The sequence below is a fragment of the Novosphingobium sp. GV079 genome (assembly GCF_003058045.1).
GTDB lineage: Bacteria > Pseudomonadota > Alphaproteobacteria > Sphingomonadales > Sphingomonadaceae > Novosphingobium > Novosphingobium capsulatum.
Genome location: NZ_QBUE01000007.1, coordinates 112,607 through 126,096, shown reverse-complemented (window position 1 = coordinate 126,096; position 13,490 = coordinate 112,607). Strand labels below are relative to the sequence as shown.

The 13,490-nt window shown below is 67.6% G+C and carries 11 protein-coding genes; 8 read left to right on the top strand and 3 right to left on the bottom strand.

Going from position 1 to position 13,490, the window contains the following annotated elements; all coding sequences use genetic code 11:
* Positions 1 to 5: 5 nt before the first annotated feature.
* The 6 genes from C8K14_RS11460 (at position 6) to C8K14_RS11435 (ending at position 8,896) form a co-directional block, all read left to right on the top strand.
* Positions 6 to 3,107 carry an efflux RND transporter permease subunit gene (locus C8K14_RS11460; RefSeq protein WP_107716758.1) on the top strand — a complete coding sequence of 1,034 codons (3,102 nt, stop codon included), beginning with the start codon at positions 6 to 8 and terminating at the stop codon, positions 3,105 to 3,107.
* Complete coding sequence (locus C8K14_RS11455; RefSeq protein ID WP_107716757.1) at positions 3,100 to 3,399, top strand: DUF3240 family protein; 300 nt, start codon at positions 3,100 to 3,102, stop codon at positions 3,397 to 3,399. The genes C8K14_RS11460 and C8K14_RS11455 overlap by 8 nt, the downstream gene beginning before the upstream one ends.
* The gene (locus C8K14_RS11450; RefSeq protein ID WP_107716756.1) at positions 3,399 to 4,682 is read left to right on the top strand and encodes a TolC family protein; all 1,284 of its coding nucleotides are present in this window, start codon (positions 3,399 to 3,401) and stop codon (positions 4,680 to 4,682) included. Before C8K14_RS11455 ends, C8K14_RS11450 begins: the two co-directional genes overlap by 1 nt.
* A 126-nt stretch (positions 4,683 to 4,808) precedes the next feature.
* Complete coding sequence (locus C8K14_RS11445) at positions 4,809 to 5,237, top strand: hypothetical protein (RefSeq protein WP_107716755.1); 429 nt, start codon at positions 4,809 to 4,811, stop codon at positions 5,235 to 5,237.
* A gap of 153 nt (positions 5,238 to 5,390) precedes the next feature.
* A complete protein-coding gene (locus tag C8K14_RS11440) occupies positions 5,391 to 7,817 on the top strand; it encodes a TonB-dependent receptor (RefSeq protein WP_107716754.1) in 2,427 nt (808 codons plus the stop codon).
* The gene (locus tag C8K14_RS11435) at positions 7,817 to 8,896 is read left to right on the top strand and encodes a tyrosine-protein phosphatase (RefSeq protein WP_107716753.1); all 1,080 of its coding nucleotides are present in this window, start codon (positions 7,817 to 7,819) and stop codon (positions 8,894 to 8,896) included. Before C8K14_RS11440 ends, C8K14_RS11435 begins: the two co-directional genes overlap by 1 nt.
* Here the strand turns inward: C8K14_RS11435 and C8K14_RS11430 are convergent.
* From C8K14_RS11430 to C8K14_RS11420, 3 genes are all read right to left on the bottom strand, one after another.
* Positions 8,884 to 10,215 carry an APC family permease gene (locus tag C8K14_RS11430; protein ID WP_107716752.1) on the bottom strand — a complete coding sequence of 444 codons (1,332 nt, stop codon included), beginning with the start codon at positions 10,213 to 10,215 and terminating at the stop codon, positions 8,884 to 8,886. The two genes, C8K14_RS11435 and C8K14_RS11430, sit on opposite strands and share 13 nt — an antisense overlap.
* On the bottom strand, positions 10,208 to 11,239 hold the full coding sequence (locus tag C8K14_RS11425; protein ID WP_107716751.1) for a histone deacetylase family protein: 1,032 nt from the start codon (positions 11,237 to 11,239) through the stop codon (positions 10,208 to 10,210). Before C8K14_RS11425 ends, C8K14_RS11430 begins: the two co-directional genes overlap by 8 nt.
* Positions 11,240 to 11,303: 64 nt before the next feature.
* Positions 11,304 to 12,206, bottom strand: a complete 903-nt coding sequence (locus tag C8K14_RS11420; RefSeq protein ID WP_062787298.1) for a LysR family transcriptional regulator — start codon at positions 12,204 to 12,206, stop codon at positions 11,304 to 11,306.
* Between the two features lie 125 nt (positions 12,207 to 12,331).
* Between C8K14_RS11420 and C8K14_RS11415 the strand changes: the two genes are divergently transcribed.
* Both C8K14_RS11415 and C8K14_RS11410 read left to right on the top strand, forming a co-directional pair.
* Positions 12,332 to 12,754, top strand: a complete 423-nt coding sequence (locus tag C8K14_RS11415; protein ID WP_062787296.1) for an organic hydroperoxide resistance protein — start codon at positions 12,332 to 12,334, stop codon at positions 12,752 to 12,754.
* A gap of 35 nt (positions 12,755 to 12,789) precedes the next feature.
* Complete coding sequence (locus C8K14_RS11410; RefSeq protein WP_107716809.1) at positions 12,790 to 13,473, top strand: type 1 glutamine amidotransferase domain-containing protein; 684 nt, start codon at positions 12,790 to 12,792, stop codon at positions 13,471 to 13,473.
* The last annotated feature ends 17 nt before the right edge of the window (positions 13,474 to 13,490 follow it).

The window sequence follows — 13,490 nt, the reverse complement described above, 5'->3', positions numbered from 1 at the left end:
GCCCCATGCTGCGCAAGCTAGTCGCGCTCTCGCTCTCGTATCGCCTGCTCGTGCTTGGGCTGGCGCTGGCCGTGGCGCTCCTGGGCACCTGGGCCTTCATCGGCCTTCCGGTCGATGCCTATCCCAATATCGCGCAAACCCAGGTCAAGATCATCCTCAAGGCACCGGGCATGACGCCCGAGGAAGTCGAAAGCCGGGTGATCACGCCGATCGAAACCGAGATGCTGGGTATTCCCGGCCAGGCTGTGCTGCGCTCTACCGCGAAATACGCGATTGCCGACGTGACGATCGATTTCGTCGACGGGACCGACATCTACTGGGCGCGTAACCAGGTGGCCGAGCGGCTTTCAGGCGTGATGGCCGATCTGCCCGGTTCGGTCAGCGGCGGCATGGCGCCGATTTCCACGCCGCTATCCGACGTGCTGATGTTCACCATCGATGGCCCCCTGTCGCTTCAGCAAAAGCGCGAGCTGCTCGACTGGACGATCCGCCCCGCGCTGCGCACCGTGCCCGGCGTGGCCGATGTCAATGCGCTGGGCGGCTTTGTCCGCACGTTCGAGGTGCGCCCCGATCCCACCGCGCTGGCCGCCGCGCACCTGTCGATCGCGCAGATCAAGGCGGCGATCGAAAGCGGCAACCGCAACGATGGCGCCGGTCGCCTGGTCACCGGCGAGGAAGCGCTGATCGTGCGCACCGTCGGCGCGATCCAGACCGAGGCTGACCTGGCCGCGCTGGTCATCGCCAATCCGCAAGGGCGCGTGCTGCGTCTGGGCGATGTGGCGCAAGTCGGCACCGGCAGCCTTACCCGCTATGGCGCGGTGTCGCGCGGGGGCAAGGCAGAGACGGTCGAAGGGCTGGTGATCGCCCTGCGCGGGGCCGACGCGCAAAAGGTGGTTTCGGGGGTGAAGACCCGGCTGGCTGAACTGCAACACGCCCTGCCCGCCGGCACTACCATCCACACGTTCTACGATCGCTCTGACCTGGTCAGCCGCGCAGTGTTCACTGTGGAAGAAGCGCTGGTCGAGGCGACGATCCTGGTGATCGTGCTGCTGGTGCTGTTCCTGGGCGATTGGCGCGCGGCGGCGATCGTGGCGACCACGCTGCCGATGGCCGCGCTGATCACGTTCCTGCTCATGCACCTGTTCGGGCTCTCGGCCAACCTGATGAGCCTGGGGGGCCTGGCAATCGCCATCGGCATGCTGGTCGATGGCGCAGTGGTGGTGGTGGAAAACGTGGTGGAGCGGCTCGGCCAGGCCAAGAATGACAGCCTGCCCCGGCTCAACCAGGTGTTCCGCGCCACGGCCGACGTGATCGTGCCGGTCTCGGCCGGGATCGTGATCATTGCCCTGGTGTTCCTGCCGCTGCTCTCGCTCCAGGGACTGGAAGGCAAGCTGTTTGCCCCGGTGGCGCTGACCATCGTGTTCGCGCTGGTCGGCTCGCTGCTGCTGGCGCTCACCCTGGTGCCGGTGCTGGCCTCGTTCGGCCTGGGCCAGGGCCACCATGGCGAGCCGTGGATCATGCGCTGGCTGGCCCCACGCTATCGCCGCCTGCTCGATGGTGCCTTTGCCCGCAAGGGTCTGGTCTATGCCCTATCTGCCGGTGGCCTCGCCGTGGCAGTGCTGGCCTATGGCGCGGTGGGCAAGACCTTCATGCCGACGATGGATGAAGGCTCGGTCATCGTGCAGCTGACCAAGCTGCCCACGATCAACCTGGCGCAATCGACGCAGATCGACATGGCAGTGCAACGCGCGCTCAAGACCGTGCCCGAAGTGGCCGACGTGATCGCCCGCACCGGCTCTGACGAGATCGGCCTCGATCCCATGGGCCTCAATGAAACCGACAGCTTCGTGGTGCTCAAGCCGCAGTCCGAATGGCGCGGCAACAAGGATTTCGTGGTCGAGGAACTGCGCAAGGCGACCGAGGGCCTGCCCGGCGTGCAGACCACCTTCACCCAGCCCATCGAAATGCGCGTGTCCGAAATGCTCACCGGCGCGCGCGGCGATCTGGCGGTGAAGATCTTCGGGCCAGACACCCGCGTGCTGGCCGACCTGGCCACGCGTATCCAGGCAACGCTCAAGGGTGTGCGTGGCGCCACCGAAGTGCTGACCGTGGCCAACGACAATGTTGATTACCTGCAATTGAACATCGATCGCGTCGCCGCCGGGCGGCTGGGCATGCCGGTCGATCAGCTGGAAGACACTCTGCGTGCCGGGGTGGAAGGGATGCCCGCCGGCATCGTCGCCGAAGGGCAGCGGCGCGTGCCGATCGTGATCCGTGGCGATGACAGCTTGCGCAGCGATCCCACCCGCTTTGCCGACATGCAGATGGTTACCCCATCGGGCAGCGTGGCGCGCGTCGCCGATATGGCACACGTCTCGCGCACGGCCGGGCCGGTCAAGCTCGACCATGAAAATGCCTCACGCTTTGCCCTGGTCCAGGCGTTCGTCTCGGGGCGCGATCTGGTCGGCTATGTCGAGGATGCCAAGGCGCAAGTGGCGCGAGCCGTGCCGCTGCCGGCAGGCTATCGCATCCAATGGGGCGGCCAGTTCGAAAACCAGCAGCGCGCCGCCGCGCGGCTGATGCTGGTCATTCCCATGGCGCTACTGCTGATCTTTGGCGTGCTGCTGGCCACGCTGCGCTCGCTGCGCGCTTCGGGGCTGATCCTCGCGAACATTCCCTTTGCCATGGTCGGCGGCATCGTGTCGCTGTGGCTCTCGGGGGAATATCTCTCGGTGCCGGCCTCGGTCGGGTTCATCGCGCTGCTTGGCATTGCCGTGCTCAACGGGCTGGTGCTGGTCGCCTATTTCCGCCAGCTGCGCGAGGAAGGCCTGCCCATGGCAGAGGTGGTGCGGCAGGGCGCGGAACGGCGCCTGCGCCCCGTGCTGATGACTGCCAGCATCACCGCTTTCGGGCTGGTGCCGCTGCTGTTTTCCAGCGGGCCCGGCTCGGAAATCCAGCGACCTCTGGCCATCGTGGTGATCGGCGGGTTGGTCACCTCCACTCTGCTCACGCTGGTGCTGCTACCGATCCTGTTTGCCCGCTTCGGCGAAAGCGCAGCCGAGCGTGACAACCAGACCGACCTCCCGACAGAGGCGCACCATGGCTGATCTGCTGCTCACCTTCCACTGCGCGCGCAGCGATGCCGAAGGCCTGGCGCTGGCGCTGCGCGATGCCGCCGCAGCCCCAGTGCACCGCACCGACGAAATGGTGCTGGGCCACGATTATGCCGACGCCGGCACGGGCGAGCAGGTCGAAGGCCTGCTGCGCCGCGCCGCGCTGACGCTGATCGTGGCGCAAGACCGCTGCGCCGCCGTGGTCGATGCCGCGCGCGCTGCCCGCTGCCGCGCCCCGGTGCGCTGGCATGCAGTCCCCCTCCATTCCCACGGCAGGATTGCCTGATGCGCCGCTTGGCTTGCCTTCTCCTCACCGCCGCCCTGCTGCCAGCGGTCATGCTGCCGACTGTGGCCTGGGCTGCGCCGCTGCCCGAAGTGCCGCCGGCCAACCTGCCGCCCGAAGCGGTGGTGGTGGCCGCGCTGGACAACCACCCCACGGTTTCGGCCGCCGGGCAGCGCGTTTCCGCCGCCCGCGCGGTGGCCAGCGCGCTGGCCAAGGGCACCCACGAAGTGCTGGTGACCGGCACGATCCAGACGCGCGACGTTACCAACGAGCGCCGCTATGCCGAATTCGATACCCAGGTGCTGCGCCCCATCCGCCTGCCCGGCAAGGCTGCGCTCGATCGCGAGGCCGGGGTGCTGGGCGTGGACGTGGCGCACAACCGCATGGAAGACAGCCGCCACCAGGCCGCGCTGCTGCTCTCGCAGCTATGGTTCGACTGGCTGACCGCGGGCGAGTTGCACCGCGTCGATCTCGCCAATGTCGCCGTGCTCGATGAAGCCCTGGCTGCGGTCACCCGCCGCCAGCAGTTGCGCGATGCCGCCGCGCTCGATGTGGACCAGGCCCGCGCCGCGCGCGACCAGGCACAGGGCACCGCCGCGATGAGCGCGGCCGACATGAACGAGGCGCGCGCGCTGCTGGCTGCCAACTTTCCCGACCTGCCCCTGCCCGATCAGCCACCCGCGCTGGGCGAGGTGCCCACGCCCGCCAACGACCTTGCCACGCTGCGCGATCTGGTCATCGCCCGCAGCCACGAAATCGGCGCGGCCGATCGCGAGGCGGCGCGGCTGGGAACCCTGGCGCGGCGGGCAGAGCGCGATCGCACTGCCGATCCCAGCGTGGGCTTTCGCGCCTTCAGCGAACGCGGCGGGATGGAGCGCGGCGGCGGCCTGGTGCTGCAGATCCCGCTGGGTGGTGGCTATCGCAAGGCCCTGGCCGAGGAAGCCGGCGCCCAGGCCAGTGCCGGCCTGCTCGACCTTGCCAATGTGCGCCGCGAAGTGGAAGCCATGGCCGATGGTGACCTCGCCAATGCGCGCGGCCGGCGCAGCGCGTGGGAAGGCATCGCGGCATCGGCCCGTTCCACCGCGCAGGCCGCCACGCGCACCGCGCGCGGGCAGCAACTGGGTGCGATCGACCTGGCCGACGCCCTGCTCGCCCGCCGCCAGGCGCACGAGGCGGCGCGCCTGGAAGTGGCCGCGCGCAGCGCCGCAATCCGCAGCCTGATCAAGCTGGAAATCGATTCCCACGTGATCTGGGCAGACGAAGACACCGACGAGCATCCAACCTAACGATTACCCGCCGCGCTGTCCCGCAACGGTGCAGCGCGTTTGCAACGTGGTTAGCGAATTTGACTCCCGCTGCCGGTCCGGCTTGGAAGAAATGGTCTGATTGCCCCTGTCCCCGTGGAACCCGCCATGAACGCTTTGCCCCGCTGCCCCCACCCTGCCCTTCTCCCGCTGGCCGCCCTGCTGCTCGGCGCGGGCGCCCTGCCCGTGGCGGCCCAGACGGCAGCAATTCTGCCGGTGGTCAGCCTGGCGCCGCCGCCGGCCGGCGTGGTCGTGGCGACGCCGCGCGTGGTGCAGCATGGCGATCACCTCGCCGTGGTGGCGATGATCCGCCATGGCGTGCAGACCGCCAAAGTGCGCCAGGGTCAGCTTGTAGCGCGCTATCGCCTTGCCGGCGCGGCCAGCGATACCGTCGCCAGCGCGCGCTGCGATGTGCACCGCTGGCAGGAAGCCTGCACCGTGGCGCTGCCCGGGCTGACGGGCACCGGGTCGAGCGCCGCAGCGCTGGATGGCACCGCCCCGCAACAGGTGACCATCGCCTTTCAACCCCGCGCCTGATTGCCACGCCTGACCGAGATTCAGGACCAAAAGCCCGCAACTGCAAAAAATTTTCGGCTTGTTGCAGCGCAGTGACGAACCGGCACAGAGCGTCACCTGCCTGACATTCCCTCACCGTACTGGCCGCGCCAACACCAGTGAGGGAACCATTCCATGCCTATCCAGAACGCCACGCGCCGTGGTGCGCGCCCGCATGCCCTGCGCACGGCCAGCGCCCTTGCCCTCTGCCTTGCCGGCGCCGCCCTACCCGTCCTAGCGCATGCGGCCGCCGCCGAACCGGCGCCGGAGCCGGCCCCTGCCCCCGTGGCAGACCCCACGCTGACCAGCACGCTAGATCAGATCGTCGTCACCGCGCAAAAGCGCAAGACCGACCTGCAGAAGACGCCGATCGCCATCTCGGTGCTCAATGCCCAGGCCCTGGCCGATCGCCACATCCAGTCGCTGGTCGATCTGCAATCGGGCGGCGTGCCCAGCCTGCGCGTCGCCCCGTTCTATTCGCGCAATTCGGCGCTGATCATGAACATTCGCGGCATCGGCGTGCTGTCCGACAGCAACCAGCCCGCGCGTGACCAGGGCGTGGGCGTCTATGTCGACGGCGTCTATCTCGGCCGCGCCCAGGGCCTGGGCACCGCGCTCTATGACATCGAGAACATCGAAGTGCTCAAAGGCCCGCAAGGCACGCTGTTTGGCCGCAACACCGAAGGTGGCGCGATCAACATCGTGACGAAGAAGCCCAGCGGCGAATTCCACGCCAATGCCCTGGTCGGCGCCGGCAACTATGGCAGCTACAAGGGCGAACTGCATGTCGATCTGCCCAAGTGGGGCAACCTGGCGGCCAAGATCGATGGCGTGGTGTCGCACCGCGATGGCCTGGTCAAGAACCCGCTGGCCGGGCAGACCGATTTCAACTTCTACACCAAGCGCGGCCTGCGCGGCGAAGTGCTGTGGACGCCCACGCCCGATTTCAGCGCCGACTATGCCTATGACACGTCATACGACGCATCGAGCCCGCTCTATGCCCAGACGGTGAGCGCCGGCACGCTCAAGCGCCCGGTGGCCTATCCGCTCGAACCCAACCGCGTGGACGCGGCCGCCGTCGGGGTGACGCAGCAGCCCAGCGTGGGCAAGACCCATGGCCACCGCCTGCTGCTGGAATGGCACCTCGACCCGCACCTTCAGGTCAAGTCGATCGCCTCATACCGTGAACTGACCCAGTCGCAGTATGACAATGGCTCGGCCACGACCAGCGCGATCAGCGCCACCGGCAACTTCACCGGCGCCAAGTTTTCGCGCTACAGCCTGGCCCAGTTCCGTCAGAACCAAGCGAGCGAAGAGCTGCAACTGCTGGGCGATTATGACCGCGTGAAATTCGTGGCCGGCGCGATGTGGTATCAGGAAAAGGTCCAGGACAACGCCCAGGCGTTCTACACCATGGCCCTCTCCGATGCCGCCGGCAGCGCCACCACGGTGATCCCCTATGTCAGCTATGATGGCATTACCATCGACCGCGCCAGCCACGTCACCACCACCAGCGTGGGCGTGTTCGGCCAGGGCACCTATACCCCCGATCTCGCCGGCGACATCTTTCACCTGACGTTGGGCGCGCGCTGGACGCACGACAAGAAGGAAGGTTCGCTGTTCACCGTCAACGGCGCCACGCCTTCGGTCAACGGCGTCACCGCGCTGCGCCTGCTCGACGCCAGCTGGTCGCGCGTCGATCCGATGATCAACCTGGCGATCGACGCCAGCGAAGACGTGCATCTCTATGGCAAGTGGAGCACGGGCTACAAATCGGGCGGGGCCAACTCCCGCTCGCTCACCTATGCCCCGTTCAATCCCGAAACCGTCTCGATGTTCGAACTGGGCGCCAAGACCGAATTCTGGGACAAGCGCGCCCGCTTCAACGTGGCCGCCTACACCGGCACCTACAAGAACATCCAGCTCGATTTCAGCGCCAACTATCTGCAGTATGATGCCCAGGGCAACCTGCTCAACACCACCCGCACCACCACCGAAACCCACAATGCGCCGGGCACCGGCCGCCTCAAGGGGATCGAGGCTGATTTCACGGTCAAGCCCATCCCGCAGCTGACGCTGGGCGCCAGCTATGCCTATACCAGCGTCAAGATTCCCAATACATCGAACCCGTTTCCGCAGGCCAACGGGGTGATCATCACCACCCCGATCCCGATCTATCAGGTCTATACGCCCAAGCATGCCGCCAGTGGCACGGTGGACGTCACCCTGCCGGTGGCTGCAGCTGAACTGCGCCTGCATCTCGATGCCAACTATGACAGCGGGTTCTACGCCAACTACGTCGATCCCGGCTTCAATACCGCCACGGGCGCCGTTACCCTGGCCCAGCCCAAGGGCGATGCCAGCGTGACGTTCAATGGCCGCATCGGCCTGGCTGACATTGCCCTGGGCGAAAACGGCGCCAAGATGCAGGTCTCGGTCTGGGGCCGCAACATCTTCAACGAACAGCATATGTTCTACAAGGCGGCGAGCGCGCTGGTCGGTACCTATGGCTTCTTCAACGAAGCGCGCACCTGGGGCGTGGAAGCACAGGTGCGGTTCTGATGCGCCGCACCCATCTTGGCGTCTGGGCTCTCGGGCTGGTCCTGGCGGCCAGCCCGGCGCTCGCCCCGCAGACACTGGCGCGCGCCCACGATGCCATCGCCAGTCGCACCGATACCGCCACCCTGCTGGTCGATTGGCAGGCCAGCGGTCCGGTCGATGTCTATCTGGCGACCCGCCCCGATGCTCCGCTGGCCAACGCCCGGCCCGTGGCGCGCGCGGTGCGCAGCGGCCATGCGAAGGTGTGGGCCGCAGCCACGCCGCGCCCCTACGTGCTGCTGCGCGACCGGTCCGATGGTCGCGTCACCACGGTGGCCGAACGCATGCTGCCCCTGGCACAGGGATCGAACTTTCGCGATCTGGGTGGCTATCCGGCTGCCGATGGCAAGACGGTGCGCTGGGGCCTGATCTATCGGTCGGGCGCCACGCCGCTGCTATCGCCGGCCGATATCGCCATGGTGCGTGGCCTCGGCCTGACCACGATGGTGGACCTGCGCTCTGACGAGGAACGCCGCCTGGCGCCCACCCGCCTGGCGGACCAGATCCACCAAGATGCGGTGCCCTATTCGATGATGGCGCTGTTTGCCGGCAACCACGGCAAGGTCACCGGCAATGGCGGGGCGCTCTATCGCCAGTTCCCCACCCTGCTGGCGCCGCAGGTGCGCCTGGTGTTCGACCGGCTCAAGGCCCATGACGGCCCGATCGAATACAATTGCTCGGCGGGGCAGGATCGCACCGGGTTCATGACCGCGCTGATCCTCTCGGCGCTGGGCACGCCGCGCGCGGTGATCCTTCAGGACTATGACCTGTCTACCGCGCTGCGCCGCCCAGAATGGGAAATGCCCCGCATCGACGCGGCCACCGCCGCCAGCGATCCGGTCGCCCGGCTGTTTGCCGGCTATCAGGCCAACCCGGCGATGGCCCGGCCGCAACCGCTGCACGATCCCGATGGCCGCACGTTCCTCGCCAGCGCGCTGGACGAGATCGACACGCGCTATGGCTCGGTCGAAGGGTATCTGGACAAGGTGGCCGGTGTCAGCGCCGCCGATATCGCCGCGCTGCGCAAGGCCTATACCGAATAGGCCAGATCGCTGGCCGGGGGCGGCGCATGGCGCGCTGCCCCTTGCCACCAGGCCAGCCCCAAGATCAGCCAGCCGCAGCCGAGCAGCAGCGCCCAGGCGCCCATGCCCGTAAGGATCGCGGCGATTACCGCCAGACCGACCACGGGCGACACCACGTGGAGCGCCAGGTTGCGCCGCGCCGACTTGCGGAAATGCACGAAGACGCACACGTGCAGCAGGGCAAACCCGGTCAGCGCGCCAAAGTTGACCAGCGTCGCCAGGAAATCCAGCGCGTCGCGAAACGCCAGCGCCACCACCAGCGACAGGCCCGTCGTGGCCAGCATCGCCACCCAGGGCGTGTTGTGGCGCGGGTGCAGCCGGGCAAAGGCGCCGGGCACCTGGCCATCGCGCCCCATGGCATAGAGCACGCGCGCCACGCCCACCTGCATCGGCAGGGCATTGGTAAAGCCCACCATCAGCGCAGTGAACCAGGCCAGCGCCGGCCTGGCCCAGCCACCCAGCAGCATGCCCGCCACATCGTAATGGGCCGCCTCCAGGCTGGCAAAGTGCCGCCCGACCATGGCATTGCCCAGAACCCAGGTGGAAAGGCCGAAAAACACCGTGGCCAGCGCCAGCACCGCCAATATCGCCCGGCCCAGCGTGCGCCCGCTGCGGTCGGCGGTATCTTCCGCCAGGGTCGATACCGCATCAAAGCCCAGGAAGCTCAGCACACAGACCGATGTGCCGGCCAGCACCCCGCGCCAGGGCAGCGGATCGGCCCAGACCGGTGCCGGCGAAAACGCCTGCTCCGGCCCCAGGAAGACAATCCCCGCGCTCACCAACAGGACGGTGATGGCAATCTGGCTGATGACGCTCACCGCATTGAACACGCTGGTCGAGCGAATGCCGAACCAGTTGACCGCGGTAGTGAATGCCAGCAGCGCCACGATCCACACCGCGCGGTCGACATCCGGCATCAACTGGCCCAGCGCCACGGCCATGATCACATAGACCAGCGAGGGGATGAGCAGGTAATCGAGCAGGATCATCCAGCCGCCCATGAATCCGGCAAACGGCCCCAGCGCGGCGCGGGCAAAGCCATAGAGCGATCCTGCGTTGCGCACCTCGCGCACCATCACGGCATAGCTGGTGGCGGTGAACGCCATGCACAGCCCGCCCAAGAGATAGGACAGCGCGATCAGCCCGTGGGCCTTGCCCCAGACCACGCCCAGCGTGTTGAGCGGCGCCGATGGCGCAATCAGCGCCAGGCCATAGCCGATGAGGTGCCAGAACCCCAATCGGCCCTGCAGCCCAGTTCCCGTGCCGGCCCCATCAGCCATGGGCAAAGCCTTCCAGCACATTGGCCACGTTGGTGCCGATGTCGCCCACGGCATAGCCGCCTTCCATCACGAACAGCGTAGGCAGGCCCAGCGCCGCCACCCGCGCGCCGATGCGCGTGAAATCGGCGCTCTCCAGCTTGAAATGGCTGATCGGATCGCCGGCAAAGGTATCGACCCCCAGCGACACCACCAGCGCCTGCGCGCCGAATGCCGCGATGGCCGCGCAGCCTGTATCGAGCGCGGCCAGATAGGCCCCGGCCGCCGTGCCCCAGGGCAATGGCAGGTTGAGAGTGCACCCCTGCCCGGCGCCGCTGCCGGTTTCATCGGCAAAGCCGGCAAAGAACGGGTATTCCACGGCCGGATCGCCGTGGAGCGAAGCAAAAAACACATCGGCGCGGTCATAGAAGATCGCCTGCGTGCCGTTGCCATGGTGATAGTCGACATCGAGCACCGCCACTTTGGCCACCCCGGCATCGCGCATCGCCTGCGCCGCGATCGCGGCATTGTTGAGATAGCAAAAGCCGCCCATCGCGCGCGGGCCCGCGTGGTGGCCGGGCGGGCGGCACAGGGCAAAGGCGGCGCGCTCTCCACCCAAGACCGCCGCCGCGCCGGTGAGCGCGCAGTCTGCGCTGGCCTGAACCGCCGCCCACGTGCCAGCCGTGATCGGCACGGCGGCATCGATGCTGTAGAACCCCAGCTTGCCATCGATGTGATCGGGCACGCGGTCTGCGCGCAGGTCACGCGCCGGCCAGGCATAGGGCAAGGCATCGCCGGTTTCGCCCAGCGCGCACCATTCGTCCCAGGCGCTGGCCAGGAAATTGACATAGTCGGCCGCGTGCACCCGCTCCACCGGCGCGCGCCCGTGCCGCACCGGCGCCACCACCGGACCCAGCCCGCGCCCGGCCACGCTGGCCAGGATCTGCTCCACCCGCGCCGGCATTTCAAAGCAGGGCACGATCCGCCCGCGATAGAATTCGCCCGCGCCGTGATGCAGGCGATGGTCGTCGCTGTGGATCGTCAACATGGTGCCCCCGCCATGACCGCTGTGATCGCAGCATCATGGCGCAATCACCCGCGATGACAAGCGCCTATTGCTGGTAAAGCCGCCAGATCAGCGCATGGCGCACGTGGGCCACGCGCGGCTGGCGCAGCGCGGCGGGCGACCACAGCAGGTGATAGCTCAGGTGATCCTGCCCGGCGGCGGTGCCTGGAATATCGGCAAGGTCGCCGGCTTCGAGATGCGCGCGGCACAGATATTCGGGCAGGACCGTCCAGCCGTGCCCGCCCATCAGCAGGCCGCGCAGGCTGCGCACGTCCAGCCCGACCATCGCCGGCGTGGTCAGTTCGGGGTTCAGGCCATTGTGGCGCAGCCAGTTGTCGATCAGCGGGTAATCGAGGCCGTAGGACAGCAGCGGCAGCCCGGCCAGGAACGTGGCAAGATCGGTCCCCGCGGCCAGCGCCGCACGCAGCCGTGCCACCACGGCAGGCGCTGCCACCGCGCGGGTCGCCTCGTCGCGCAAATGCTCCCCGCGCAGGCGGCGGTCGGCGGCGGGAAAGCCCGAAACGCCCAGGTCTGCCTCGCCATGGATCAGCATGCGCTCGATCTCGCCCCGCGTGCCCCCATGCAGGCGCACGCGAATGCCGCTTTCCAGCAGCGTGCCCAACTGCGGCGCCACCACTTCCGACAGGAAATCGGGATGCCCGACGATCTGGATCGATCCCGCCAGCAAGGCCGATCGCGCGCGGGCCTGCGCCAGCGCCGCCTCGGCCTGGTCCAGCCGGTCTCCAATGTCCGATGCCAGCTCATCGGCTGTGCCAGTGGGCACCACCCCGCGCCCGTGCCGTTCGAACAGCGGCCGGCCGATGGTCTCTTCCAGGCTGGCGATCTGCTGGGAAATGGCCGGCTGGGTCAATCCCAGGTTGCGCGCAGCCGTGGTGAACGAGCGCTGGCGATAGACTTCGACAAAGGCGCGCAGGCGGTTGAGCGACATGGCGCAATCCATAAGGAATTTTATGGATGTTGGCTACAACGCTTCTTGGCGCGTCGTCGCGTTCGCGCCTAGATGCCCTGTGCCAACGGCCAATGCCCCGGTTCTGCCGCTTGAGAGACCCGTCCATGCTCACCGATTGCCTCTATCAGGCCAGCGCCAGCGCGCATGGTGGCCGCGAAGGCCAGGTTGCGACCAGCGATGGCACGCTGCATGCCTGGCTTGATCTTCCCGCCGAACTGGGCGGCCGTGGCCATGGCAACAATCCCGAACAGCTGTTTGCCGCAGGCTATGCCGCGTGTTTCCTCAGCACGATGAAAACGCTGAAGAATCAGAATCATCCGCCGCTTCCCGGCGATGCCAGGGTTACCGCCACGGTGGGCCTTGCGCCCCGCCCCGAAGGCGGCTTTGGCTTGGGCATCACGCTGGCGGTATCCTTGCCCGGCATGGATCCAAAACGCGCTCGTGCGTTGATGGAGGCCGCCCATGGGGCCTGCCCTTATAGCCGGGCGATCATGGGGAATGTCCCTGTCCATCTTTCGCTGGCATGATCGCCTCGATCGGCCAGCCGCTCTGGAGCAAATCCATGAAGATTCTTATGGTCCTGACCTCGCACGACGAACTTGGCAATACTGGCCACAAGACCGGCTTCTGGCTGGAAGAGTTTGCCGCGCCCTATTACGTGTTCAAGGATGCCGGGGCCGATATCGTCCTGGCCTCGCCCGCCGGCGGGCAGCCCCCGCTCGATCCGCGCAGCGATGAACCCGATGCCCAGACGCCTGCCACCGAGCGTTTCCGCGCCGATACTGCCGCGCAGCAGGCGCTGGCCCACACCACGCCGCTGGCCGATTTCGATGCCGCCGGCTTTGACGCAGTGTTCTATCCCGGCGGCCACGGCCCGCTGTGGGATCTGGCGGAAAGCCCGGTGTCCATCGCCCTGATCGAAGCCTTCGATCGCGCCGGCAAGCCGCTCGGCCTGGTCTGCCACGCCCCCGGCGCGCTGCGCCACGTCAAGGGCGCCGATGGCCGCCCGATCGTGGCCGGCCGCCCCGTCACCGGCTTTTCCAACAGCGAGGAAGAGGCCGTGGGCCTGACCCAGGTCGTGCCTTTCCTGATCGAGGATGAATTCAAGGCGCAGGGCGGCGACTATCGCAAGGGCCCGGATTGGGGCGTGTTCACGCTGGAAGACGGCAACCTGGTAACCGGGCAGAACCCGGCCAGCTCTGAAGCGGTGGCGCGCATCCTGCTGCGCCAGTTGCAAGCGGCCTGAACGAAAGCAGCCCGATC